Genomic DNA, 26,810 nt, shown 5'->3' with positions numbered 1-26,810 from the left:
TATACCTTAAATCTGCAACTAACACTTCAAGTTTACATGTTATCTGCAGATTTAAGGTTATAAAAAACATACAGCGAATGGGTACTCACTGTATGTTCTAATTATGCTATTTTATTAAAAATCAAACTTAAGTCCTAATGTGAATTTAGGTTGGTAATACTCCATTTGCTTCACACGACTACTAATACCTTGATAGTATCTCAATGGTTGATTAGTTAGGTTATTTGCTTCTGCGAATACACGTAGATATTTTGTTATTTTATAAGACGCATTTGCATCTAAGAACAATTGCTTATCATAGAAGCTATCTTCAAAACTATTTCCTCCTAATGCATCTAAGTAATCAGAAGTATAGTTCATAGAAATACGTGCTGAGAAGCGGTCATTCTCCCATGATAATGATCCGTTAAACATATGTGGTGCCGAACCTGGTAACTCCATATTCTCTCTGATATCTCCATCAGCATTAGTAATTCCCTTAGCTGTAGAGTGTGTATATGTATAGTTCACATATACTCCGAATCCCTTTAAGAACTTCCCTGGTAAGAAGTCTAACTGTCTTTGGAATGCTACTTCTACTCCATATAAACTTACTTGATCTCCATTGCGTTGTTGCATAAACTTCCAATTCTCACCATCTTTTATTGGGTTTACCTGATCTGGGAATAAACCATTAAAACCATCTTTAGTGAACGAATCTGATCTATAAGTATAGATAAAATCATTCAAGTTTTTATAGAATACTCCTGCAGAAAACATCCCTACAGACTTAAAGTACTTCTCCACCATTAAATCAAAGTTATAAGCATAAGTTACTTTTAAATCTGGATTACCTGCTGCTATACTATTATCTTGAGAAGCAACATTAATGTAAGGAGCTAATGCATAATAATCTGGTCTAGCTAAAGCAGTAGTAAATGCCGCTCTGTAGATCCAATCTGTATCTGTATGGTACTTAAAAGTAATACTAGGAAGTACATTTGTATAACTATTCGTATTACTTAATGTCCCCTTTAAATCACTTTCATCTACGATGTGATTTCCTGTATAATCTATACTTGTGTGTTCTATACGAGCACCTACTATCATCGAAAGGTTCTCATTAAAATCCTGATCCCAACGAATATATCCTGCGTAGATATTCTCCTTTGCTTTAAAATTCAGTGCTAAATATTCTGCTGGAACAGCTTCTTTTTTAAACAATCCCGAATTGTGTAAGTCTAAACCACCTAAGTACTGATTTGATGCAAAATAACCTGGTACATACTTACTTCCCGGTTGAAAATCATTTCCGTTATAGTAGTTATTAGGTACTGCATCTAAGTTACCTATAGCATTACCTGCTAATGGAGTAAACTCATAGAACATATTATCTCTCTTCTTATCCTTTAATCTCAATCTACCTCCAAATCTTAATCTACCCTTTTGATCTTCGATAACAGAGAATGGAATTCTGAAGTTTAACTTCGCTCCGAATTCACTATCCTTAGTAAAGTTATCATTCTCAGATAGTTTTCTAAAGCTAAACTTCTCAGGAGTATCTTGAGCAGAAGTCACCATAGGGAATTTGCCATCAGAAATATGCTGTGTCATAGATACTTTCTTATTTTGAAAGTCAAGATAACGCTCTCCTGGACGATCCTCAGATGCACGAGAATAATTAACTGACCAATCCATATCTAGGTTACTAGACCATAAGTGTGTACCACTTAATGAATAGTTCTGAATTCTCTGATCTTCTAATCTTGTATTCTTATTTCTATTATTATCTAATCCTCCCTTAGTCTCTCTTCTAATATCTCCTGTAAAACCTGTGATATTGTCTTCAGTATCATACTTTGGTTTGATACCTCTATAGCGAACGCGGTAGCGATTCTCTCTATCATCTCTCCAGTTGTAGATTGCACTTGCATAAATAGTGTGATTCTCATTAATCTTATAATCAAAAGCCCCTGAGAAACTACGACGCACACGCTGTACATCATACTTGCGGATATCATACTCTCCTAAATATACATTGCCATGCTTATCTTGAGACCAAACTGCCTCCACATTATCAGATCCGAAATTATTATTGTTGTATGATCCACTTAAAATCATCCCAAACTTAGAGTCTAAAAAGCGATTGCCATATACAAAACTACCTACGTAGTTTCCCTTGTCTCTAATGGGATTAAAACCTCCTGCTACTGTAGCTGATATACGCTCTCCATAAGGTGAAGCACGGGTAATCAAATCAACAGATCCACCGATAGCATCTGCATCCATATCAGGCGTTAATGTCTTATTCACTTCAATAGAAGAAATCATATCTGATGGGATAAGGTCCATCTGTACATTTCTATTGTCTCCCTCTGCAGACGGAATACGGTCTCCATTTAATGTCACTGAGTTTAAACTAGGTGCTAATCCTCTAATAACTATATTACGAGCCTCTCCTTGATCATTTTGCATTGTGATACCAGGTACACGTTTTAGGGCATCACCGATATTAGAATCAGGAAAACGCCCTACTTGATCAGCAGATATAACATTGCTAACATTTACATTATTCATCTGTTGATTAAGTGCTTTAGCCTGTCCTTTTAAGCGTTCACCTATCACCACGATACCTTCTAAAGTCTCTACATCAGTAGACAAGTCTAAATTTAGCACTGTATTCTGACCTGCTATAACCTCTATTTGTTTTTCGATATCTCCATATCCTATATAACTTACTGATAAAGTATACGCTCCTGCAGGAATATTTAAAAACTCGTAATACCCATTGGTATTGCTGACAGTATATTGTTTGCCTTTGTCTAATAACACTGCTGCTCCAGGCAATGAACTTTTATCTGTCTTATCGATAACACGACCAGATAGAATACCTGTTTTTTTACTAGTGCTCTGTCCTTGGGTAGACCAAGTCAAACAAATAGCAAATAAGAATAATAAGTACTTTAATTTCATAATTATAATGTTGATTGATTTTCAAGCAAACTTAAGAGCAACCTCTAAAGAGAATGTTTCTATATCATTACTATTACAAATACCTAAATCAAAACATTTAATGTATTTCACACACACTTAATAATTAAAAAAACCATTAAATAGACAGTAAAACAGAATTATCACAACACTATCTGTGTAATAATTAACTTTATAACAATAAACACTACTTTAATTAGGCGTTAATTATACTTTCTAAAATTAAGAAATGGTTAAGTGGGGTTAACCCAAAATAAGTCTTATACCAATAAACGAAAACTAATTATGTAAGGTAAGTCTTTCTTATATACTCAATTTAAATTCGTAAATTTGCCTCATCTTCTACTTTCTATTTCATTAGAAATCAACGATATTAATCCATCTAAAGGTTATACCTCTTATCACTTCTCTCAATAAAAAAAGAAACCGCCTTATTATCAATTTCTATCTACGTAGTTACTATGTGGATTCATATGAAAGTATATCGACAGCATTGTGCATCCATAGTGACTCCATTAAAAAAGCTGTTCTAATGGAGTCACTATGGACTCATTATGGACTCACTATGGACTCAGTCAACCCAAAATAGCATAAAGATGACTATCTTACCCTATAAACAAATAATCTGATTATTTTTAAATATTAGCCTCGAAGATCGGCCTAAAAAAAAGTATTAAGCATTAACATTTAATACTTTACAAAGATAGATATTTTAAATTAAATAGTTTTATACAACCTTATTTTTGCTATAAATTTAATAACTCAATGTTAAATCTATAAAATCAAGATGGCTTCAGACTAAAATCTTTTAGTAAGGCTTGACTACTGTAGTAAAATACGTATTCTCTATAAAGAATAACCGTATCTTTGCCCTAAAATATAGATATATGCATACTTCTAAAGACCCCTTACACGGGAAGAAACTAGTAGACATTCTAGAAGAACTAGTAGAGTACTATGGTGGTTTTGAAGGTTTAGGAGATCAGATTAATATTCGTTGTTTCACACACGATCCAAGTATTAATTCTTCTTTAAAGTTTCTTAGAAAAACGCCTTGGGCAAGAGAGAAGACGGAAAGTCTTTACTTATATGTACTCCGTCAAAAAGCAAAACAAATTAGATCTCAAGAATAACCTTGAGATCTACTTTGTTTATAGCACTAATCTACCTTTATCAAATAACTTATTTAATTCTCTGTTTCGATAAAGTAACAGAGTATATTATCTCCTCTTTTTAGTATCTCTACTGACCTCTTCTCCCTTTATAAGTCTTTATATAATTTGCAATAAATATCTAATCAGTTAGATACCTTATATACTAGCACCATCTGCTGTCAATACGGCGAATAGCTTTACTCAATAAAAGAATCTATTCACCCAAATATATGTATAGTTAACTGTACAATTCATTACATTTAAAACGTAAAAAAACAGACCATTCTGTGATATAAAAGCATAATTTTATTATTTTTACTAAACAAACATTTATTATAAATAAAAATAACAACTAAATATATATTAAATACAACTAACAATTTAAAACTTATAGCTTGTTTAAGTATAACACAATAAAACAGTTATAAGTTCACCACCACATTTTTTATTCCTTACTACACCTTTTACTAACCTATGAACAATACGAATACACCTGAAAAATTAAAAGAATTAGCCTTAAGTGCTAATACACCTAAGTATGATCTGATTATCTCTAAGCTTGAAGAAAGCGCTTCAAAAGGTCATAATTATGTCTTAGTTGAAGATATACCTGAACTATTACAAGCCAAATTGATAGAGAATGGATACTCTGTAAAGCCTTACTTCAAGTATAAACTAGATTTGTTTTTCAGACGAAAAAAGAAGAAGTTTTATATGATTAAGTTCTAATCTAATACTAAGCGAATCTCAATAACTTTGAGGTTCGCTTTTTTTTTGCACCCTAAATCTGCAGATAACATTTAAACGAGAATGAATTATACAAAACAGAGCGAGATTAGTGATGAAAGCACACTGTAGTGTGGTTTTAGAGCTAATTGAAGCTATGTAAAGTAGAATTTATTCGCAGTAAAGGTAGTTACAGATTTAAGGTGGTACTTGACTATCGCTAATTATTTGTTTTGTTATCTCACTATTTTAAGTAACTTTATTAGATTGAAACGCAATTTGAATACCCATCAGAAGGGAATTATCTCCTATTAGACATAATGATCTTCTTTTATTACTCATTTACTATGATGACAAAATCCACTGCACAAGCTTTTATAGAGAAAAACTTCTCTTTAGACTTTATTGAAAAGGCAAAGAAGCAGACTATTGTTATTCTCAATACACTATACTATGACTTTAGTATTAAGAAGTATGAAGAACTACAGAGTATTCCTACAGATGACTTTAATACAGTTAATTGTGATGATGGTTATCCTTCTGAAGATACTTCTGAGCTAATCAACACATTTCTTCACAATAGAAAGTTTGACGAAAACGAGATACTTTACTTAACTATATCATTTATCACTAGCTCTAGATTCCAAAACTTAATAGACAACATCACGATATATGATAACGAAGAGTTTGATCATGATCTTCTAGAAGTACTATTAGCTAAGCATGTGTCAAAACAGCTTCCCCTATATCTATTTGACTATTTACGAGCTTCTGTTATCAAGTTTTGTAGCGAATTCGATATGTCAGATGGGTTAATAGAGAACGAACATTTCGAAGATATGCAGGAGTATTACAGTTTCTTATTAGCAAAATAAATAAGAGGCTGCCTTTTAGGGCAGCCTCTCTTTCTCTATTAGTGGTTAAAAACTAACAACATAGTATTTTTTCCTCTTTTTACGCAAGAGATAATCGTATTTATATGTGACATAAGGCTTTACAGAATAGCCCTCTTCAAGCAATTTTAATTGTACAACTTCTGGAAGTTCTTCTACTTTGATAGAGCTATTTCCTTTACTCGCATTTGTTTTTAATTCTCTAATGATAGTTTCATATTTATTTAGTGAAGCGTTAAAAGCGATATCTTTTAATTCTTCTGGAGTTATTGGGTTATGCATATTGTTTAGTGTGAGGATAAGGTGAATTCAAAAAACATTTAACTACTTATAAATTAAATGAATATCGCAGTTTAATACCTACGTTATAGTTCTGCAATTTATTATTCTTATTTTCTGTTTGTGTCCATAGACTACTAAACGCTAATGGATTGTCTAAATCTGAAGTAATAGCGACAGGAATGTGATTATTCTTATCTATATTTTTCCCCATATCATTTAAACCTAAATCAACAAAAGCACCTATGTAAAAACTCTGTTTGTTTCCTAAATCTTGTTTAATTCCTGTCTCAAACAACCAAGAGATTCTGTTCTCTAGCTTTAGATCTACTTCTTGCTTTTGATGTCCAAAAGAACCAAACCCCATAAAGCTAGGCCCATTTAACTCTGCATTCCACTCCGGATAATATCCTGAAGTACGCAAGTCATTCATCTTAATGGTAGACTTCTGATTGCCTGTAAGAATTCCTATTCCTACACCTGTCTGTACGTACCATCTAACAGTTCCTTGAGTCTCATATTGTATAGTTATAGGAATCTGAAGTGTATTATAAGATACCTGCTCTTTTAAGTTTTGCGTTTTATATCTAAACTCATACATATCATTATCCATATCAGTAGTAGACAGGCTTCCCTTAGCATTGCGCTGTATAAAGTCAAGATTAGTATGCTGATAGTTTACCTCAGCACCTATGCTCCATTTAGGACCAAGATAATATCTATACCCCACTCCTACTCCATACCCCATAGAAGTATTCGAATCATAGTGAGCAAGGCTCTTAGCACTATTCGTAAAATAACCCAATGTAGATACATTAATCTCTTGGGCAAAGCCTGCCGTACTTCCAAGTACGACAAGCATTAATCCACATATATTTTTTCTATTTAAGTTCATCTTAGTTAGGTTTTACTATAAATCTAAATGTCTTATTCTTACCATCAATTTTTATAATCATAATATATGATCCCTCTACTAAAGTATATGGTAAGACTACTTTAGAAATGCGCTCTTGTAGTACAGTTTTGAATAAGAACTGACCTGTCACACTATAAATAGAGGCTGTAACACCCTTCAACGACGAGTCTGGATAATCAATCGCAATCTCTAATTCTCCCTGTTTCACTATTGGATTAGGATATAGCTTAATGCTGTTCGTATTTGAATATCTGACTGTAGAAGAACAACTGTGTAGCACCTCTCCTTTATCTGTTGTTAATTCAACACTATATAATGCATCTCTATCTAATAGATCTTCTTTATTATTACCCACAGAATAGATCTGTCCTGTACCTATTAATTGTCCATTTCTAAACCATCTATACCCTGTGAATGTATACCCACCGTTAGTCAGTGGATTATTATTAGCGATTAATGTATTATTAAACTTCTGCGTCACTATTTCGTCAAAAACAAAAGGTCGCTCTATCTCTATTACATACTTCTTACTCGCCTTTTCACTTTGAGATTTAACGATTATTTCTTGTCTATATATACCCGCTTTAGGAGTGCGTATCACAAAGTTATTGCCTGTGCTTACATTAGCTCCTGCACTTGTTTTTAACGCTATACTAACTTGACTATCGATATCTTCACAATCAATGATAAAGTATTCATTAGATGACATTTTACCCATATCACTTCCATTAATACTTAACCATTCTATATCCGCTTCATCATTCTGAACAAGTAGTACTTGACTCACATTTTGAGCAGGTTCATAGTTATTATTTCCTGCTTGTTGAGCAGTGATAACGATACTACCTGGTTTTAGTATTTTAACTAATCCTAATGGATCAACTATAGCTACACCTACCTCATCACCTGATGAGTATGTTATAGGCAATCCTGAACTACTAACAGCCGACAATTGCAGTTGAAAGTTTGTATTATAAATCACAGGTGATAACTTATCAAACTCAATATGCTGCTTAGCTTTAGTGATGGTTAATTTAGCCATAAGTGTTAAGTCCTTATAATTAGCTCCTGTTACTAACGCTGTTATTTGATATACACCTGCTTCTGTTTGTTTATTTGCAGTATAAGACACCTGCATATCACTAGGCAAATTACCTTTAAGTATTAGTGTTCGCTCTGTTCCATCATAAGTGTATATAGCATCCGTTAGGCTTAATCCACTAATCGTAGCAGGTGTAATAACTAGATTATTACTTACATAACTTAATGAGTAATTACCATTCGCTTTTAAGTCACCCTGAGTAATAGCATAGCTTCCTACATTCTCTCCTATAGCACGAGATAAACCTCCTGATAATACAGCAGTCTCTTTATCGTTATTTACTAATCCTGATACTACATAATCAAGCTTAGGATCAACTGCTCCGTATACCTTAGATTGTTTATTAGCTGTCACTGTTAATAGTGCTGTACCAATAGTTAGATTGGCTGTCTTAAAATCTAATGCATAATTACTATTCGCTTTTAAGTCATTTTGATTAATAGTATAACTTCCTACATCCTCTCCTGTAGCACGAGATAAACCTCCTGTTAATACAGCAGTTTCTTTATCTGTAAACTGTAATCCTGATACTGTATAATCAAGCTCAGGATCAAATGCTCCGTATACTTTAGATTGTTTATTAGCTGTCACTGTTAATGGCGCTGTACCAATAGTTAGATTGGCTGTCTTAAAGTTAAGTATGTAGTTACTATTCGCTTTTAAGTCACCTTGAGTAATAGCATACGTACCTACATTTTCTCCTTTAGCACGAGATAAACCTCCTGATAACACAGCAGTCTCTTTATCATTATTTACTAGTCCTAATACTACATAATCAAGCTTAGGATCAACTGCTCCGTATACTTTAGATTGTTTATTAGCAGTCACGGTTAATGGTGCTGTACCAATAGTTAGATTAGCAGTCTTAAAGTCAACTGTATAGTTACTATTCGCTTTTAAGTCATTTTGATTAATAGCATACACTCCTACATTCTCTCCTGTAATACGTGATAAACTACCTGATAAGACATCCGTCTCTTTATCGTTATTTACTAATCCTGATACTACATAATCAAGCTTAGGATCAACCGCTCCGTATACCTTAGATTGAGGATTAGCTGTCACTGTTAGTTTAGCTGATGTAATAGTCAGGTTCGCTGTCTTAAAGTCTAATACATAATTACTATTAACAATTAATGCTCCTTGAGTAATAACATACGTACCTACATTCTCTCCTTTAGCACGAGATAAACTACCTGTTAATACAGCAGTCTCTTTATCATTATTCACTAGTCCTGACACTGTATAATCAAGCTTAGGATCAACTGCTCCGTATACTTTAGTCTTAACAGAAGCTGTTACTGTTAATTTAGCTGATGTAATAGTCAGCTTCGCTGTTTTAAAGTCAAGTGTATAATTACTATTAACAATTAACGCTCCTTGATTAATAACATACGTACCTACATCCTCTCCTATAGCACGAGATAAACTACCTGTTAATACAGCAGTCTCTTTATCATTATTCACTAGTCCTGACACTGTATACTCAAGCTTAGGATCAACTGCTCCGTATACTTTAGATTGAGTAGTCGCTGTTACTATTAATGGTGCTTTACCAATAGTCAGATTAGCTGTTTTATAGTCAAGTGTATAGTTACCATTCGCTTTTAAATCACTTTGAGTAATGATATAGCTTCCTACATTCTCTCCTTTAGCACGAGATAAACTACCTGTTAATACAGCAGTCTCTTTATCTGTAAGCTGTAATCCTGATACTGTGTAATCAAGCTTAGAATCAATTGCTCCGTATACCTTAGATTGAGGATTAGCTGTCACTATTAATGGTGCTGTACCAATAGTCAGATTAGCTCCAGTAAATTCAAGCGTATAGTTATCATTAGTCTTTAAAGTTCCTTTTCCTATCGCATAAGAAGCTACGTTCTCTCCTAAAGCACGTGATAAACTTCCTGTCAACACATCAGTTTCTTTGTCATTATTCACTAATCCTGATACTACATAATCAAGCTTAGGATCAACTGCTCCGTATACCTTAGATTGAGGATTAACTGTCACTGTTAGTTTAGCTGATGTAATAGTCAGATTAGCTGTTTTCAAGTCTAATGCATAATTACTATTAACAATTAACGCTCCTTGAGTAATAATATAGCTTCCTACATTCTCTCCTTTAGCACGAGATAAACTACCTGTCAACACATCAGTTTCTTTATCTGTAAACTGTAATCCTGATACGGTATAATCTAACTTAGGGTCAGTAGCACCGTATACCTTAGATTGTGTGTTCGTTGTTACGGATAATTTAGCTGGTGTAATCGTCATATCAGCTCCAGTAAATTCAAGCGTATAGTTATCATTTGCTTTTAAATCACCCTGAGTAATAGCATAGCTTCCTACATCCTCTCCTTTAGCACGAGATAAACTACCTGTTAATACAGCAGTCTCTTTATCATTATTTACTAATCCTGATACTACATAATCAAGCTTAGGATCAACTGCTCCGTATACCATAGATTGAGGCTTAACTGTCACTGTTAATGGCACTGCACCAATAGTAACTGTAATCTTTTCTAAAGGGCTTTCACATCCAAATTGATTAACCTGACTAACATAATAAACCTGCTGACCTACTTTACTAGTCGATGGTGTAGGTGCAATTAAACTCACTTTACTTAGTGTACCATTCTCTTCTGTATACCAATTAAGTTTATTCCCATTTAGACTAATAGCAGATAGTGGATGTGGAGCATCACCATATTTATATGATAAACTTGTTTCTGTAATAGGCTTAGTTACTACATCTCCATCAATAATAGTAACACTCTGTGTAGTTGTACACCCATTCGCATCAGTTACTGTTACTATATAACTACCTGCGGTTAAGCCTGTAGCTTTAGCTGCTGTGCCTCCTGATGGAGCCCATGAATAGGTATAACCTCCCGTACCTCCTGATGGAATCACTGTAGCTGTACCATTAGTACCTCCACTACAACTCACATTAGTCGCAAAGCCTATCGTAGTTAAAGCTGTAGGTTGAGTAATAGTAACACTCTCTGTCGTCGTACATCCATTCGCATCAGTTACTGTTACAGTATAGTTACCTGCTATTAAGCCTGTAGCAGTAGCTGCTGTGCCTCCTGATGGTGCCCATGAGTATTTGTAACCATTAGTACCTCCTGATGCAATCACTGTAGCTGATCCATTACTTCCTCCATTACAACTTACATTAGTTTGTGAAACTAATGATGCTTTTAAAGCTTCTCTAGGTTCAGTAATCTTAAAACTCTGTGTTGCTGAACAGCCATTCGCATCTGTAATAGTTACAATATAAGTACCTGCTGTTAAGCCTGTAGCTGTAGCTGCTGTACCTCCTGATGGTGACCATTTGTAAGTATAACCACCCATACCCCCTAATACATTTACTGAAGCTGTACCATTAGCTCCTCCATTACAACTTACATTAGTCTGCGATGGTGTGGTTGTTATAACAGTTGGTTGAGTAATATTAAATGTCTTTGTTATTTGGCAAAGGTTAGTATCTGTAACTGTCACTTCATAAGTACCTGCTGTTAAGCCTGTAATTGACCTAGTAGTTGCTCCATTATTCCACAAATAGGTATAACTTCCTGTTCCTCCTAATGGAGTTACTGTTGCTACTCCATTACTTCCTCCATTACATAGTACATTAGTCTGTGAAGTTGTAGCTGTTATAGCAGTTGGTCCTGTAATAGTTACCTCTTTTTCTATAGAACATTTATTAGCATCTGTAATAGTCACAGTATAGTTACCTGCTTTTAGTCCTACAGCTGTAGCTGCTGTACCGCCTGATGGTGACCATGAATAAATATAAGGAGGAGTTCCTCCTGATACGCTAACTGTAGCTGTACCATTAGTGTGTCCAAAACAACTTACATTCGTTTGCGACATTGTTGCTGTTAGTGCTTTTGGTTCGGTAATCGTAATACGCTGTGATTTTGTACAACTATTAGCATCTGTAACAGTCACTTCATAAGAGCCAGCTGTTAGTCCTGTAATAGTCTGAGTAGTTGCTCCTGTACTCCAGAAATAAGCATAAGGAGCTGTTCCCCCTGAGACAATTGCAGAAGCTGATCCATTAGCCCCTCCATTACAACTTACAATTGTTGATGCAATAGCTGTATTTAATACTGTTGGTTCAGTAATCGTAGATTTTACTGCTATTTGACACTGGTTAGCATCTGTAATAGTCACCGTATAAGTACCTGCTCTTAGTCCTGTAGCCGTAGCTGCAGTTCCGCCTGAGGGAAACCATGAATAAGTATAAGGAGGAGTTCCACCAGAGGCAATTACAGTAGACGTACCATTAGCACCTCCATTACAACTTACATCTGTTTGTTTGATTGTGGCGGTTATTGCAGTTGGTCCTGTAATAGTTACCTCTTTTTTTATAGAACATTTATTAGCATCTGTAATAGTTACAGTATAAGTACCCACTTTTTGGTCACTAATTTTACTAGTAGTTGCTCCTGTATTCCATAAATAACTATAGCCACCTGCTCCTCCTGATGGAGTTACTGAAGCTGTACCATTAGCTCCTCCATTACAACTTACATTAACCTGTACAGTTGTTGCTGTTAGAGCAGTAGGTTGAGTAATAGTAAACGTTTTCATTATTTGACACCCATTCCCATCTTCAATTGTCACAGTATAAGTACCTGCTGTTAAACCTGTAATAGAACTAGTAGTTGCTCCTGTACTCCATAAATAACTATATGGAGCAGTTCCTCCTGATGGATTCACTGAAGCTAATCCGGTACTTTCTCCATTACAACTTATATTAGTCTGTGCCGTCGTTGCTAATAATATAGGAGGTTGTGTAATAGTAAATGTCCTTATTATTTGGCATACGTTAGCATCTGTAACAGTCACTTCATAAGTACCTACTTTTAGTCCTGTAATAGTCTGAGTCGTTGCTCCATTACTCCACAAATACGTATAATTACCTGTACCTCCTGATGGAGTCACTGTAGCTGATCCATTACTTCCTCCAAAACAACTTACATTAGTCTGTGAAGTTGTAGCTATTATAGGATCTGGTTGGGTAATAGTAACTGTTTTCGTTATTTGGCATGTATTTGCATCTGTAATAGTTACCGTATAAGTACCTGCTGATAGTCCTGTTGCAGTAGCTGCTGTACCGCCTGAAGATGTCCATGAATAGGTATACGGAGCAGTTCCGCCTGAGGGAATCACTGTTGCTGTACCATTAGCACCTCCATTACAACTTACATTAGTCTGTGCAGTTATAGCTGTTAAAGCTTCTGCAGGTTCAGTAATCGTAACACTTTGTGTAGCCGTACAAGCATTCGCATCTGTGATAGTTACAGTATAAGTACCTTTTGATAGTACTGTTGCAGTAGCTGCTGTACCACCTGATGGTGACCATGAGTAAGTATAAGGAGGGGTTCCACCTGAGGCAATTACGGTAGCTGTACCATTAGCCCCCCCTTTACAACTCACATCAGTCGAAAAACCTATAGTTTTTAGAGCTGTAGGTTGAGTAATAGTAAATGACTGTGCTGTTGTATAGTTATCAGCATCTTTAATCGTCACTGTATATACACCTGCTGCTAAACCTGTAGCCGTAGCTGCAGTTCCGCCTGAGGGAAGCCAAGAGTAAGTATAAGGAGCTTTTCCGCCTGATACTTCTACTTTAGCTGTACCATTAGTACCTCGATAACAACTTATATTCGTTCCTGAAATTGTTGCTGTTAAATCAGATCCTTTAACAATATTAGAATCCTTCACCCATGTAAATGCATCTAAACCAAAATATCTATACCCTCCATTAGCTGTAAGTTCTAACTCATCTATAATAATATTACTATAGTTCTGACCATTCAGATTCGTCAAATCTATTAATGTATAACCATTAGTCATTCCTAATGCAGTAGCAAAACCACTCGTCTTAGTTTGCATAAATTTAGTTACTCCACTTAACTTTCCTACAACAGTCAAACTTCCTGCAACGCTTAAATCAAGATTCAATGCAGATAGGTAAACCCAAAAGCGATTTACTTTAAATAAGTTTGAGGTAGTCTTAATGCTAAAAGATGGTGGAAATGACGAGTCATTACTATTATCTATATAGCGATTATCATTAGCTGTTCCATTCCATCCTGTCCCCGGAAAGTTAGCTTGTATATCAAATAAACCAACCTTTGAAATAATATTAAAGATCACCCCATTATCAGTAAAGCTAGCGGAGGCATTGCTTTCTGTTTCGAAAACCTCTATGCTCGTCTGTGCGAAAAGCATGGGGCTAAGGGTTAAAAAAAGTAAGAGTAGTAGTTTGTTCATGGCTGTTGTTTTATAAAAGTTTTGTATGTTTTAATTTAAACCACACAGCCAACTATAGCTAATGAATAGTAAAGTCATTAGCACTAAATCTAGATTGCTATTCGTTGAGTGTGGTGATATTCAATAATTAGCTTCAGTATGTAAAAGTATAATTAGTAACGCATTCTTAGTATTTAAAGGGGGTGGACAAAGAGGTGGACAAATCACAACCACTTCATAAACAACTCTTTTATAAATACAAAAAAGGAACTACCTATACAGATAATTCCTTTTTAAATATTCATATAATGATTAGTTAGTACTTCTATTCCTGATTAAATATCATTGTATATTCCTCTCCATACTTCTTTCTCAGTCGCTGTTTTGCTTTCTTAATTGCGTCGATAGTCACCCCTAATAGGTTAGCTGTTTCTAGATTAGTCAGCCCCATCTTCTGTAATAATACGATGCGCAAATTAGACTCTGTCAACTCCGGAAAGTGGATAGATACATATTCTAAATACTCCCCTTGCTCTTCTCTAAAAGTAGCTTTAAACATTGTCCAACTCTCCTCAGTCATTAAGTGTGAACTTAACAGTTCTTCTAATGCTGGGCGTTTATCTTTTAAAAATTCATTAGACGAGTTTTTAACCCTATACAGTTCTCTTTCTAATTTATCTATCTGTTTAGTCTTTTCAGTTAGATAGACCTGGTATGACGCTAAGGAAGCATGTGTCTCCGTTAGCTTCTTTTCAGAATTTACCTTCGCTAATTGAAAGTCTAATAGCTTCGCTTGATAACTTCTTGCTTGAAGTTTCACAATGCGTTTATAGAAAAAGTAAACGATGAATATAATCACAAACAATAGCGATGAGATGCTCAGTAGTAACAGTCGCTGATACTTCACTTTCTCAGAGATGTTCTTCTGTATCTCTAATTCCCAATTCACTCTATCTAGACTAGCCTTCCAATTAATCTCTTTGATAACCTCATCTCCTTCTTTATCTTCTATAAGACTATCTAACCGCTCTAACTCCCTGCGATAAGACAGTTCCTCTTGATCCCTATTCTGAATTTTACTTACTTCAAGTAAACATGTTATTATCTCTCTTTGGAATCCCATCAAATAGCTTTTAGAGTTAGCTACTTTATAGGCCTCTTTCCACGACTGCTCTGCTAGATCATACTCCTTATTCTCAAAATAGAACTTCCCTAACTGAATCTGAATATACATCAGATTCTTCTCTTCATCTAACTCCCTTGAGATAGAGATATCCTCTTTAAAGTAAGATATGGCTTTCTCTTTATCTCCTTTCTTTTGATAGACTAAGGCCAGTCCTCCTAGACTTTTAGCATATCTTAATGTATCCTTATGCGCTAAGGCTTTCTTACTCGCTAATAGAAAGTAATTCTCTGCTTGAGATAAACTGTCTGTTCTGAAGTTACTTTCCCCTAATGACCACAGTGTAGCACTATTATTTATATTTTGATCTTTCGTTAATTCAAGTACTTTTTTATAATAGGCAATAGACTTATCATACTTCTTCATCGTTTCAAAAAAGTAAGCTGTCTTCATCAGAATACTTATAGGCTGTATCTCTAACACAGAGCTATCACTATCTATCACTTTAGATATCTTGATAAAATAAGATGCTGCATCATAATAGTGACTATAGGTATAATAGTAAAACCCTACTTCACTATATACCCATTGCTTTAACGCAACATTAGTTCCTTTAGTAACGATATCAACACTCTCAAGATACAATGAAGTACTCACTGTATTAATACTATCATTGTTCTCTAAATGCTGTTGCGCTTTAAAGACATTATCTATAGCCTGTCGCTCTTTACTGTCTCTAATTTTAGCTTGTTTGAATACACCACTTTCCTTATAGTGCTTGATAACTTGATCATAATCAAGATTAGTATTGATCTTATTATCAGAACAACTACTTAATATAAATACAAAGAATATGGCGAAGAGTCTAAGTGTCATTTAATCACATTTTGTACAAAAATAGAGTATTATAAAGAACATTGAGCAACTTTATTACATTTACATACTTATAATCATATAAAGTCTATCCTACACTAACAATATCACTATTCAAATATTTAGATATTGTTTATCCAAAAATATTTACTTTCTTTGTATCGTAAATTCTCGATATATAGAAATGACTGAACTATTTAAAGCTTTATCAAACGAACACAGAGTACAAATCTTAAAGTGGCTTAAGACTCCGCACGATTTCTTCGAATTAGAAGACATCGAGCCTGAAGTACACGAATTTGGAGTGTGTATGAGTGTAATCCAAAAAAAAGCAGGTCTTTCTCAGTCGACTACTTCTGCCTATCTAACGACTATGGTAAACATCGGACTACTTACTTCTATCCGAAATGGTCAGTGGACGTACTATAAACGCAATGAAGCTAAAATAAAAGAGTTAGCTAGTTATATCCAAAACACACTGTAACAACACTATATAATAAAACCATAACCATATCACACTATAACATATCGTTAATTCTAGATATCTAAATACTCCAAATAATGGAACACAAATTCAACAACCATAAGACTTTCAATAAAGTCTTTCATCCAGGCAAACTAACCTTAGGGATATTCCTTCCCCTAGAGGTATATGATAATGATATTTCAATCTTTAATCAACACCTGAAATACATAAAGCAAATAGACCAAAGTGGTTTTGCTTCTTTATGGGTAAGGGATATCCCGATGTATGATCCAGGCTTTAGAGATGTAGGGCAAGTCTATGATCCTCTAACTTATCTCGCTTATATAGCAGGTCAGACGACTGATGTAGCATTAGGGACAGCTAGCATAGTTCTACCTCTTCATCACCCTATTTCTTTAGCAAAAACAACTGCCTCTATAGACCAACTATCTAATGGACGTTTATTATTCGGTGTAGGATCTGGTGATCGATATGCAGAGTTTCCTGCATTCAATAAATCATTTGATAAAAGAGGAGAGCTATTTCGCGAGGTAATGCAAGACATACAGACATTGCACACCATAGATACACCCAAAATGGATTCAAGTATCACGAAGATGCAAGAGTTAAACTTAGTGCCAAAGCCTTTGCATCATAATATACCTACTCTAGTCACAGGGGCTAGTCAGCAGTCTTTAGAGTGGATAGCCAAAAATGCTGATGGATGGATCACATATCCTGGACCAACGACTACTAATGAGGATACCCTAAATCTAGAGCAAAAGATTAAAGCATTTAGAGATTTGATTCCAAAAGGAACATTTAAACCCCATATGACTAATGAATGGATAGAGTTAGATGAAGATCCTTATTACCCGAGAACGCCCTTAAGAGGTGGTTTTGTATTAAAGACAGGTAGACTTGGATTAATAGACTTATTACATAAGTGGGAAGAAATAGGTGTTAACCACGCCGCTATAGGTATCCAGTTTGGCAAAAGAGATATAGGTGAAACACTAGATGAACTTGCAACAGAAGTATTGCCTTACTTTAAGGCAAATACACTTTAACTCAAAAAGAGCATAATCAGATAGGTCTGATTATGCTCTTTTGTCTTATCTTACTTGAGTTTATCCTAACTCTCCCAAGCTATATCAAGTAGATTACCTAAAGCATCTACTTTAACCACTAATAACTGGTCTGAGATATTCTGGTCAATACAGTAATCAAATACTGCAAAACTAGTACTGCCATATTTGCCATCAGGATACATTCCTATCCTTACTAGTTTTAGCTTTTTAATAAATTGTATATTTTTATCCTCTGCTTGTAAATCTATGCCTATTTCTTCACTAATCTCTTCGCCTATCTCTTCTAAGTGAAAACTTGCAAACTCTAAAGCTTGACCATCTTCTTCTTTAGCATAATCTGCATCTATGTATTCTCTATTTCTTATATCATAAGCTTCAATATTATTGAGAACATTCTTCATTTGAATTGCAATAGGCTCCTTAATAGAAGACTCTTCTATATTCAAGTCTAATCGAACAATGTTATCTTTATATGAAATCTCTTCATTATAATATTCTTCTACATTATCAAGATCTATCTCTCCAAAGTAGGGTAAGGTAAACTGTTTCATATCTGTTTGTTTTTGTATAAAGATAAATTTAATCTCACAATCTATGGAAGAATTATCACGATTTATGTAAATGCTTTACTGTTCTAACTCTTCCCAATAGTTAGTCACTTGCGGATTGCGTGACCTATGCCTTAATCATTCTTGCTGAAAAAGCCTCCCTTAGCTTGTATTCTTCAAGGATTCCCCACAAAAACCGCAACAACTTAGAATAGGAACACTATTTATTTTAGGTGTGGTTATTGATGTAAGTTGGTAAAGTATATTCATTACTTTAGATTTTAACATTTATCGATTGATTATTTATCATTTGATAATTAGTAAAACAACGAGAGACTATACTTTTGACTCATTAAAATAAGAGATTGATTATGACACAAGACAATGTAAACAAAGGGTTATCCTTAGCGAGTATTTTTCCAACCAAAACAAGAATGCGCTTAATAGGTGTATGGCTTATCGTAATACTGTTTATGGTATTCGGAGGAGCTATTACAGGAGACTCACTCTCTCCCCTAGTAGCGACAAGTATTTTCGGAGTACTACTATTGACAATTATAGTAGCTGCTTTTGGCGTAGTAAAAGAAGCGGATGAGCTAGCACATAAACTAGGAGAACCTTTCGGAACACTGATTCTGACTTTATCTATTGTATCTATAGAAGTAATTTTAATCTCGGCAGTAATGTTAGGCCCTGGTGAAAACCCTACTATTGGTAAAGACTCTATCTTCTCTGTCATGATGATTATTATGAACTTGGTGATAGGGCTGTGTATCCTATTAGGTGGGCGCAAATATGGAGAGCAGGAGTATAATGCACAGGGAACGATGTCTTACATCGCTATGATTATAATGTTAGGGGGCATCGCTTTATTACTTCCTAATTTTATACAAGGAGCTGGTGGAGGTATGTTTAGCAATACACAAGCTATCGTATTAGCAATCTTTATTATTGTACTTTATGCTGTCTTCTTGTATTTCCAAATGACAGGGTATAGACATCTATATGTACAACCTAAAGAGGGATCAATGGAAATTCCCTTTAAGGATAGAGCTATAGCTAATAATGTAACCACACATAGTGAACACAATGCTACTGATGGAAAGAAAGAGATATGGATACGCTCTATTATCTTAATCGGAATGATACTCCCTATTGTACTATTATCTCATAATATGGCTGTGGTAGTGGACTATGGTATTAAAGCAGCTAATCTACCGACACTATTAGGAGGTGTATTAATCGCTATTATCGTATTCACACCCGAATCTATGACTGCTGTCAAAGCAGCTCTAAATAATGAGTTTCAACGTGCGATAAACCTATGTCATGGAGCATTTGTATCTACTGTAGGACTTACAGTACCCTCTGTTCTTATCATTGGGCTAATCACAGGTAAGACTGTGTTATTCGGGATGAACAGTACAGAAACAATTTTATTTGTCATCACACTACTATTAAGCCTAATGACTTTTTTAGGTAAACGTACTACTCCTATTATGGGTATTATGCACTTAGTCTTATTTGCAGTGTTCACACTACTAATATTTAATCCCTAATTAATATTTATAAATAGAGGTGCCTAGTTGGTTCACTTAAGCTTTTAGCTTATTTAAAAGGCAACTCCATTAATTAAAAAACACTCCTTACAGCTACTGCTCTAAGGAGTGTTTTGATTTAATCAGTAATCCATGTTCGCTAAAATACTGCAAAGCAACTCTTTCATTAGCTCAGAAACCATACTGTTATTTTGCTTTTATCACTTATTATTAATTTAAAAGACTATATCACTTATAATCATATTATGATCTGACAACGCATTCATCTGATAAGTATCCTGTCGGACTATCTGTACTTTACTATCTTTTGATTTAGTTATAAAGTCTATTTTCTTTGTACTCTGATAGGCAGGAATAGTCATTTGTTTATCAAATCGACTATCGAAAGAGAAAACTGAACTTAATTCATTAAGTGGTTTTGAAGTTAATATTGCATTAAAATCACCTGTCAGCAAATCAAAAGAGAGTGCTTTTTGTATCTCTGTAATACGCTTAGCCTGTACTACTCTACTTTCTTCGTGAGAACTAGACATATGCGTAGTAGCAATACTAAGAGATCTACTATTCCCCATATCTATTTTACAAACTAATATCCCTCTCTGTTCTTCTGTTTTCTCTATATGAGGAAGTTTATAGAAGTGTTCTTCTTGTATAGGAAACTTAGAAAGAATAGCCACGCCATAATCTCCTCCATCATATGCTATCGTTTTGCCAAATGAATAGTACATACCTGTTTTCACTGCTAACATTTTTACTTGATTAAGATATTGCCCAGAACGCATAGTGTGTACATCTACTTCTTGTAGAGTCACAATATCTATATCATCCCTATTAATAACAGCAGCTAATGAATTGATATCAATTAGATGATAGCTGTCATAAGCTGCTGCAAAATGATGAACATTATAATTAAGTATCCTTACTTCACTTTTTTTTTAAAAACTTTAGTTGTTGGTTCTACCCATCTAAATTCTGTCATTACTGGATAGTGATCAGAAGCAAATAAAGGCCCACGTTGAATATCTAATTCTCTATACTTAATAGGAGCTAGATTATATCCTTTTAAAAAAATATAGTCTATTCTACTAGATTTAGGTGCTTCTATCTTCCATGCGTTATGTGTATACCCTAGCTCTGAACGATACATCGCTGCGTCTCTAGTATCGACATATTTACTTTCTACTATTTTCTGATAAGGTAAATCTGTCGGAGGTAAATTAAAATCCCCTGTGAACACAATCGTTTCTCCTTTCGTAATTTTTGCTAATTCTTGATTTATAACCTCAACACTATTCTTGCGTGCTTCTGGTCCTCTATGATCAAAATGAGTATTTAAATGAATAAATACTTTACCTGATTTTTTGTCTTCAAACCTAGCCCAAGTAGCAATACGAGGCAGAGAAGAGTCCCATGATTTTAATCCTTTTTCGTGTGGTGTTTCTGATAACCAAAAGGTTCCACTATCTAATACTTTAAATCTATCCTTTAAGTAAAAAATAGGGCTATATTCTCCTTTAGTTCCCCCTTCTCTACCCTCTCCAACATAATCATAATGAGGAAGCAAAGTCTCTAAATCTACTAATTGATTGTGTAATACCTCTTGCATTCCTATAATATCAATATCATTAAAGAACACAATCTCAGATACCCATTCCTTTCGATTACTCCATTGATTTATTCCATCATTAGGCGTATCCATTCTAATATTAAAAGTCATTGCTCTTAATGTCTCTGGTTGTTTCTCTTGCGCGAATATGCTCGTTCCTATAAACAAGGCACATAATATTATTGACTTTACCATCCTGGGTTTTGTTTTAGATTTGTATTTAACTGTAGTTCCTGTATTGGCAATGGGTATAGATAATCCTTCTGCTCATTCCATGTACGATTCTTAAACGTAGGGAATGGATCTATCATATTATTCGAATTAAGCTTAATATCACTTCCTAATTTTGCATAATAAACTCCTTGTTCATTCTCATTAGGTCTAGTCCCTTCATATAAATAGATATCAGTTTTACCATTGTTGTCTAAGTCATATTTACCAGGTCCATTAAAATACATTCCCTCTATGTTCTGTACTAGTTTTTGTCCTTCTTTCCAACGAGCTATATCATCCCATCTTTGGTTCTCCATAAACAATTCAATACGTCTTTCTCTTCTTAATTCTAATAGAATTCCCTTATTAATACCTGACACATTTTTATATTGAGCAGCTAGATAAGCATCAGGATGACTATTCGCATCCGACATAATCATGTCAGGCATACCAACGCGTTTTCTAAGTGAGTTTACTGATAAATCTAAGTCACTTTGTTCTAGTATACCTAATTCTGCTTTAGCTTCAGCATATGCTAAAAGCACTTCAGCAAATCTAAACAAAGGCAAATCAACAATAGCTGCATTATTCGTGTCATACTGTGCTTCTGCCACATACTTAATCAACTGATAACCAGTAGTAGCTGCAGAAAAATCAGGAGCTAACTGTATCGTACTTCCCATGCGAGTATAACCAGGTGTACGTATAGTTTGGCTTAAACGCAAGTCTCTATTCTTTACCTCGTCAACAAATAATATCTTATTATAGTTCATACGATCTGTAAATCGGCTACCATCTTTCATTAAGTAACTATTGATTAAGTCCTTTGGCATAGAAGGTCTTCCATAAGAAGCAGTCACTGTATAATAGTTAACATTATGGCGTACGTTTAACTCTGTAGAAAATTCCCTTGCTAAAATAATTTCATCTGCTACAGCATTATGAGAAGCGAACAAGTTCTGATAATCTTTACTAGGATTTCCTGTTGAGTACACTTTATATCCTGATTCTTTTATCAAAATCTCTGCAGCTTGATAGGCTTGCTCTAAATATGTTTGATATCCAGGGATACCTCTGTACTTCATATGAGTTCCCTCATATAGGCCTACACGTACTTTTAAAGCAAGCGCTGTCCATCTTGATACACGATATGTATCTTTAGTTGAACGCATATTTTCTATAGCATAATCTAAATCTTTAAGAATATTATCTACTACCACCTTACGAGGGTCACGTGGTTTCTGTAAAGCAGCTTCATCTTCTGCTGTAATTAAAAAATCATACCAAGGGACATCCCCAAAACGAGTTACTTTATCAAAGTAGAAATATGCTCTAAAGAATCTAGCGACTCCTCCATAATGCTTAATTAATGTCTGATCTCCTACTTTTTCAAAATTGACTAAGAAATAATTAATATCTCTTAAGTGGCTCCATGACCAACCACCTCCTGATGGCGGTACTACACGTCCACCTCGCATCTCATCAGATAAAATATTCTGAATAATATTATCTGTTCTATAATCACCATTATACACAGATGTAGTTGGGAACATTCTATAAAATGAGTTAGTGAAGAGTATTAAATCACTCTCCTTAGTAAAGAAATTATCACTAGTAACAGAAGAAATAGGATCACGTTCTAAAAAATCCTCACTACAAGAACCTAGAAAACCCGCTGTTAATAATAAGACAAGTATTTTATATCTTTTCATATTCGTTGTTTAGAAATTAAGTTGTACTCCAAAAGAAACAATCTTTGAGAATGGGAAGTTTTGACCATTGGTGCGTTTACGAGCAGAACTAGGGCTGTTAAAATCAAAAGCATTACTAGCAGCTTCTGGGTCGATGTAGTCTGTAAGATTAGTAAACGTAAATAGATTCTCTCCACTTACATAGATTCTTACCTTATCCATCTTCACTCTTTTCACTAAATCTTGAGGCAAAGTATATCCTAAAGTAATATTCTTTAGACGTAGGTAAGAAATGTCTTGTAGGTATCGATCGTTTTGTACTCCTAACTGTCTATTACTTCCTAGCGAAGTATACCCCACTAGACGTGGAAAGTAAGCATTTGGATTCTCTGGCGTCCAAATATCATTCGCTAAATCTTGGCGAATAAATGAGTTATATGGTCTATTATATGGTCCCCAGAACATTCTACTATCTGTATCAGGATACCAATCTTGCTTACCGACTCCTTGAAAGAATGCTGCGAAATCAATTCCTTTCCAATCAAATGCAAGGCGGAAATTATACTGGTATCTAGGTGCTGTATTCCCAATCTTACGCATATCTCCATGATTCTCTAATGTATTAGCTCCTTCACTCACGATACCATCTCCATTTAAGTCCTTAAACATAACATCACCAGGCTGTAATCCTCCATTAGCAATTATATGAGCAGATACACGTGATTGGTCAGCATGATTAGCTATTTGATCTGCACTTGAGAATAATCCTTCAACTGAATATCCCCAAATCTCGCCTAGCTCCATTCCTTCGTAATAGTCTGTCAAAAGACCTGTAGGATTGTCAAAACGAGTAATCTTAGTCTTAGAATCAGCAAGTCCTACAGACAATGAATAATTAAAATCACTATTCCCTAACTTAAATGAATCATTATAACCTACAGAAACTTCAAATCCTTTTGTCCTTAAGTCTGCTGCATTTTCACGAGGCGATTCTGTTCCAAGTACACCTGGTAGCGTTCTTCCTTTTGTTAACATTCCTTCAATGTCCTTTTGGAAATAATCAAAACCTACATTTAAGCGATTCTGAAAGAAGCCTAAATCAAACCCAATGTTCGTAGTAGCTACAGTTTCCCAGGTAATATCTCTAGGATTTAAAGAAGGGGCTTGCATATACTCTAACAATGCTCCATCTATCGCATAGCCCTTATCTATCGCTTTATTTAAAGTAGGGATATAAGCGTATGCACCGATAGCTTGGTTACCTAATTCTCCATAAGAAGCGCGAATTTTAAACTGATTCCAAAACCCGAACGTTCGTTTAAAGAATGGTTCATTCGCTACATTCCAACCTAAAGAGACAGAGGGAAAGAATTGCCATCTCTGTTCACTAGGAAACTTAGATGTCGCATCATAACGACCGTTTAACTCTACTAAATATTTACCAGCATAATCATATGAGAAACGATAAAAATATCCTCGTAATGCCCATTCATAAGCACTTCCTACTACTGTAGGATTAGACGAACCTAATCCTAAATTAGTCAAATCATCAGAGATTAAATTCTGAATACTCATAATACGATTATCGTTCTTAAAATACTCTTGATTATATCCTCCCATTACTTCAAAATTATGATCTCCGAAGTCTAGACGATACTGACCATAAATATTAAGAGCATTATAATCTTCTATAGTCTCGTTTACATTCAATTTATTCTCACCAAAATATTGGATCTGATTAGGGAAAATAGAATAAGGAACTAAAGTAGAGCGTTCATTGATATCTCTTGTATTTTTCTTATATGCATAACTCGCATGAATGTCAAAATCTTTTGTTGGCTTAAAATGAAAAGCATTAATAGTAGAGAACTCATCTCTCACTGCAGTTCTATTCGATTTGCCATGTAATAATGAAGCAAAATAACCATCTCCAATAGTATAATTATTAAGTTCTGTCCGCCATAGTGCTCCACCATCAGGGTTCACAGGTACATAAGATGGTAATGCGTGTACTAACATCTCACTAGTCCACGGGTCTCTCCAGCCATACTGTGTACCTCCATGCACTAAATCAGATGATTTAAAATATTGATTATTTGTAGAGAAACTAATCCAATCATTAATTTTAATATCAAATTTAGCACGTAGGTTATTCTTCTTATACTTATCGTCTTGTACTTTTAATAAACCATCAGCAGAGTAGTTTCTATAAGAGAAATATCCTTTTACTTTCTCACTTCCTCCTGATATACTAATATCATTAATATAAGAGTAACGAGTATCTTTCCAGAAGTAGTTCCACCAATCTGTACTACCATAGTGTACATACTGATCACGTCCATTTCTATTTTGAATCTCAACACGAGCTAATGATGGGTCTTTAGATACTGCTTTTAACTGTTCATAGTCATATTCATTATATCCTGTATAACTACGACCACTACCAGTGATAAATGCTTGATCTACTATTTTCGCTGCTAAGTAAGGATCTGTAACAAAATCTGTATTCTGAGTTTGAGACAAAATATTCATAGAGGAGTTAACACTTACTTTAATCTGTCCTACTTCAGGGTTCTTAGTTGTAACTAATACTACTCCAAAAGCACCACGAGCACCATATACAGCAGCTGCTCCAGCATCTTTTAAGACACTAATATTTGCGATATCATCTGGATTAATATTAGATAAGTTTCCCTCGACACCATCAATTAACACTAAAGGACCTCCCCCATTGACAGAATTAAAACCACGAATATTAATATTTGCTTCTGCATCTTCTTTACCACTAGAGTTTGTGATATTTAGTCCAGGAGTAGTCCCTTGTAAAGCAGACACAGCATTTGACAAAGGTCTATTTCTCAATGTCCTAGTGTCTACCTCAGTGACCGATGTAGTAATGTTTTGTTTCTTTTTATCACCATATCCAATAGCTACTAAAGTAATGTCTTCTAGTTGGGTATTGAATTGATCATTTTTTACGGTAATCTCACCATTGCCATACGTGACTGTATATCCAGTCTGCATAGCTATCGTTTCTAAGACATCCTGAAGCTTTGTTGCCTTGACTTCATAAGCAATAAGAGGAGTCTGTTTTAAAGATTGGTCTTTGATGATTACCTTAGCGCCTACTTTAGATGCTAATTCTGTTACCACGCTTCCTAAGCTTGCATCCTGTTCGATCACTATCGAAACTAATGGGGTACTGACTGGTGGTTGATGATCTTGAGCAACAAGATAACCAGAGTAAAATAGGAATGCTATATAGCAACAGACCTTGAATTTCTTCATAATTACAGGTGTTAATGTTTATTTTGCTAAACATAGTAC

General features: G+C 34.7%; 16 protein-coding genes. 6 read left to right on the top strand and 10 right to left on the bottom strand.

Annotated elements, in window-relative coordinates:
- Positions 1-114: 114 nt before the first annotated feature.
- Positions 115-2,952 carry a TonB-dependent receptor gene (locus tag CF599_RS11780; RefSeq protein WP_121966219.1) on the bottom strand — a complete coding sequence of 946 codons (2,838 nt, stop codon included), beginning with the start codon at positions 2,950-2,952 and terminating at the stop codon, positions 115-117.
- A 905-nt stretch (positions 2,953-3,857) separates the two neighbouring features.
- Here CF599_RS11780 and CF599_RS11775 point away from each other — a divergent pair.
- The 3 genes from CF599_RS11775 to CF599_RS11765 all read left to right on the top strand — a co-directional run bounded on the left by CF599_RS11775 (position 3,858) and on the right by CF599_RS11765 (position 5,725).
- Positions 3,858-4,103 carry a VF530 family DNA-binding protein gene (locus tag CF599_RS11775; protein WP_121966218.1) on the top strand — a complete coding sequence of 82 codons (246 nt, stop codon included), beginning with the start codon at positions 3,858-3,860 and terminating at the stop codon, positions 4,101-4,103.
- A gap of 495 nt (positions 4,104-4,598) precedes the next feature.
- Positions 4,599-4,853 carry a hypothetical protein gene (locus CF599_RS11770; protein WP_121966217.1) on the top strand — a complete coding sequence of 85 codons (255 nt, stop codon included), beginning with the start codon at positions 4,599-4,601 and terminating at the stop codon, positions 4,851-4,853.
- A 344-nt stretch (positions 4,854-5,197) separates the two neighbouring features.
- The gene (locus CF599_RS11765; protein WP_143824818.1) at positions 5,198-5,725 is read left to right on the top strand and encodes a hypothetical protein; all 528 of its coding nucleotides are present in this window, start codon (positions 5,198-5,200) and stop codon (positions 5,723-5,725) included.
- A 45-nt stretch (positions 5,726-5,770) separates the two neighbouring features.
- Here CF599_RS11765 and CF599_RS11760 read toward each other — a convergent pair whose 3' ends face one another.
- The 4 genes from CF599_RS11760 to CF599_RS11745 form a co-directional block, all read right to left on the bottom strand.
- A complete protein-coding gene (locus CF599_RS11760; RefSeq protein WP_121966215.1) occupies positions 5,771-6,025 on the bottom strand; it encodes a hypothetical protein in 255 nt (84 codons plus the stop codon).
- Positions 6,026-6,071: 46 nt separating this feature from the next.
- On the bottom strand, positions 6,072-6,917 hold the full coding sequence (locus tag CF599_RS11755; RefSeq protein ID WP_254050292.1) for an outer membrane beta-barrel protein: 846 nt from the start codon (positions 6,915-6,917) through the stop codon (positions 6,072-6,074).
- Between the two features lies 1 nt (position 6,918).
- Positions 6,919-14,292 (bottom strand): MBG domain-containing protein, encoded by a 7,374-nt coding sequence (locus CF599_RS11750; protein ID WP_254050291.1) that lies wholly within the window; start codon positions 14,290-14,292, stop codon positions 6,919-6,921.
- Positions 14,293-14,638: 346 nt separating this feature from the next.
- Positions 14,639-16,312 (bottom strand): tetratricopeptide repeat protein, encoded by a 1,674-nt coding sequence (locus tag CF599_RS11745; protein ID WP_121966213.1) that lies wholly within the window; start codon positions 16,310-16,312, stop codon positions 14,639-14,641.
- Positions 16,313-16,493: 181 nt separating this feature from the next.
- On the opposite strand from CF599_RS11745, the gene CF599_RS11740 reads away from it, so the two are divergent.
- Positions 16,494-16,793 (top strand): helix-turn-helix transcriptional regulator, encoded by a 300-nt coding sequence (locus tag CF599_RS11740; RefSeq protein ID WP_121966212.1) that lies wholly within the window; start codon positions 16,494-16,496, stop codon positions 16,791-16,793.
- Between the two features lie 77 nt (positions 16,794-16,870).
- Complete coding sequence (locus CF599_RS11735; protein WP_121966211.1) at positions 16,871-17,845, top strand: LLM class oxidoreductase; 975 nt, start codon at positions 16,871-16,873, stop codon at positions 17,843-17,845.
- Between the two features lie 65 nt (positions 17,846-17,910).
- Here CF599_RS11735 and CF599_RS11730 read toward each other — a convergent pair whose 3' ends face one another.
- The gene (locus CF599_RS11730; RefSeq protein WP_121966210.1) at positions 17,911-18,417 is read right to left on the bottom strand and encodes a DUF2004 domain-containing protein; all 507 of its coding nucleotides are present in this window, start codon (positions 18,415-18,417) and stop codon (positions 17,911-17,913) included.
- Between the two features lie 368 nt (positions 18,418-18,785).
- On the opposite strand from CF599_RS11730, the gene CF599_RS11725 reads away from it, so the two are divergent.
- Positions 18,786-19,973, top strand: coding sequence for a calcium:proton antiporter (locus CF599_RS11725; RefSeq protein WP_121966209.1), 1,188 nt, complete (start codon positions 18,786-18,788; stop codon positions 19,971-19,973).
- 215 nt (positions 19,974-20,188) lie between these two features.
- Here the strand turns inward: CF599_RS11725 and CF599_RS11720 are convergent, their stop codons facing one another.
- From CF599_RS11720 to CF599_RS11705, 4 genes are read right to left on the bottom strand one after another with little or no spacing between them, the layout of a single operon-like run.
- Positions 20,189-20,890 (bottom strand): endonuclease/exonuclease/phosphatase family protein, encoded by a 702-nt coding sequence (locus tag CF599_RS11720; RefSeq protein WP_121966208.1) that lies wholly within the window; start codon positions 20,888-20,890, stop codon positions 20,189-20,191.
- Between the two features lie 2 nt (positions 20,891-20,892).
- A complete protein-coding gene (locus CF599_RS11715) occupies positions 20,893-21,774 on the bottom strand; it encodes an endonuclease/exonuclease/phosphatase family protein (RefSeq protein ID WP_121966207.1) in 882 nt (293 codons plus the stop codon).
- Positions 21,768-23,504, bottom strand: a complete 1,737-nt coding sequence (locus CF599_RS11710; protein WP_121966206.1) for a RagB/SusD family nutrient uptake outer membrane protein — start codon at positions 23,502-23,504, stop codon at positions 21,768-21,770. Before CF599_RS11710 ends, CF599_RS11715 begins: the two co-directional genes overlap by 7 nt.
- Positions 23,505-23,513: 9 nt before the next feature.
- A complete protein-coding gene (locus CF599_RS11705) occupies positions 23,514-26,771 on the bottom strand; it encodes a SusC/RagA family TonB-linked outer membrane protein (protein ID WP_121966205.1) in 3,258 nt (1,085 codons plus the stop codon).
- Positions 26,772-26,810: the final 39 nt, after the last annotated feature.

Source organism: Myroides sp. N17-2 (assembly GCF_002286775.1).
GTDB lineage: Bacteria > Bacteroidota > Bacteroidia > Flavobacteriales > Flavobacteriaceae > Flavobacterium.
This window is presented reverse-complemented; position numbering and strand designations above follow the sequence as displayed.

Bases quoted from the DNA above. Each gene is read 5' to 3' on its own strand.
- CF599_RS11765 (WP_143824818.1), top strand. From the start codon at position 5,198: ATGATGACAAAATCCACTGCACAAGCTTTTATAGAGAAAAACTTCTCT.
- CF599_RS11705 (WP_121966205.1), bottom strand. From the start codon at position 26,771: ATGAAGAAATTCAAGGTCTGTTGCTATATAGCATTCCTATTTTACTCT.
- CF599_RS11710 (WP_121966206.1), bottom strand. From the start codon at position 23,504: ATGAAAAGATATAAAATACTTGTCTTATTATTAACAGCGGGTTTTCTA.
- CF599_RS11745 (WP_121966213.1), bottom strand. From the start codon at position 16,312: ATGACACTTAGACTCTTCGCCATATTCTTTGTATTTATATTAAGTAGT.
- CF599_RS11770 (WP_121966217.1), top strand. From the start codon at position 4,599: ATGAACAATACGAATACACCTGAAAAATTAAAAGAATTAGCCTTAAGT.
- CF599_RS11730 (WP_121966210.1), bottom strand. From the start codon at position 18,417: ATGAAACAGTTTACCTTACCCTACTTTGGAGAGATAGATCTTGATAAT.
- CF599_RS11750 (WP_254050291.1), bottom strand. From the start codon at position 14,292: ATGCTTTTCGCACAGACGAGCATAGAGGTTTTCGAAACAGAAAGCAAT.
- CF599_RS11725 (WP_121966209.1), top strand. From the start codon at position 18,786: ATGACACAAGACAATGTAAACAAAGGGTTATCCTTAGCGAGTATTTTT.
- CF599_RS11715 (WP_121966207.1), bottom strand. From the start codon at position 21,774: ATGGTAAAGTCAATAATATTATGTGCCTTGTTTATAGGAACGAGCATA.
- CF599_RS11780 (WP_121966219.1), bottom strand. From the start codon at position 2,952: ATGAAATTAAAGTACTTATTATTCTTATTTGCTATTTGTTTGACTTGG.
- CF599_RS11755 (WP_254050292.1), bottom strand. From the start codon at position 6,917: ATGAACTTAAATAGAAAAAATATATGTGGATTAATGCTTGTCGTACTT.
- CF599_RS11775 (WP_121966218.1), top strand. From the start codon at position 3,858: ATGCATACTTCTAAAGACCCCTTACACGGGAAGAAACTAGTAGACATT.
- CF599_RS11735 (WP_121966211.1), top strand. From the start codon at position 16,871: ATGGAACACAAATTCAACAACCATAAGACTTTCAATAAAGTCTTTCAT.
- CF599_RS11760 (WP_121966215.1), bottom strand. From the start codon at position 6,025: ATGCATAACCCAATAACTCCAGAAGAATTAAAAGATATCGCTTTTAAC.
- CF599_RS11740 (WP_121966212.1), top strand. From the start codon at position 16,494: ATGACTGAACTATTTAAAGCTTTATCAAACGAACACAGAGTACAAATC.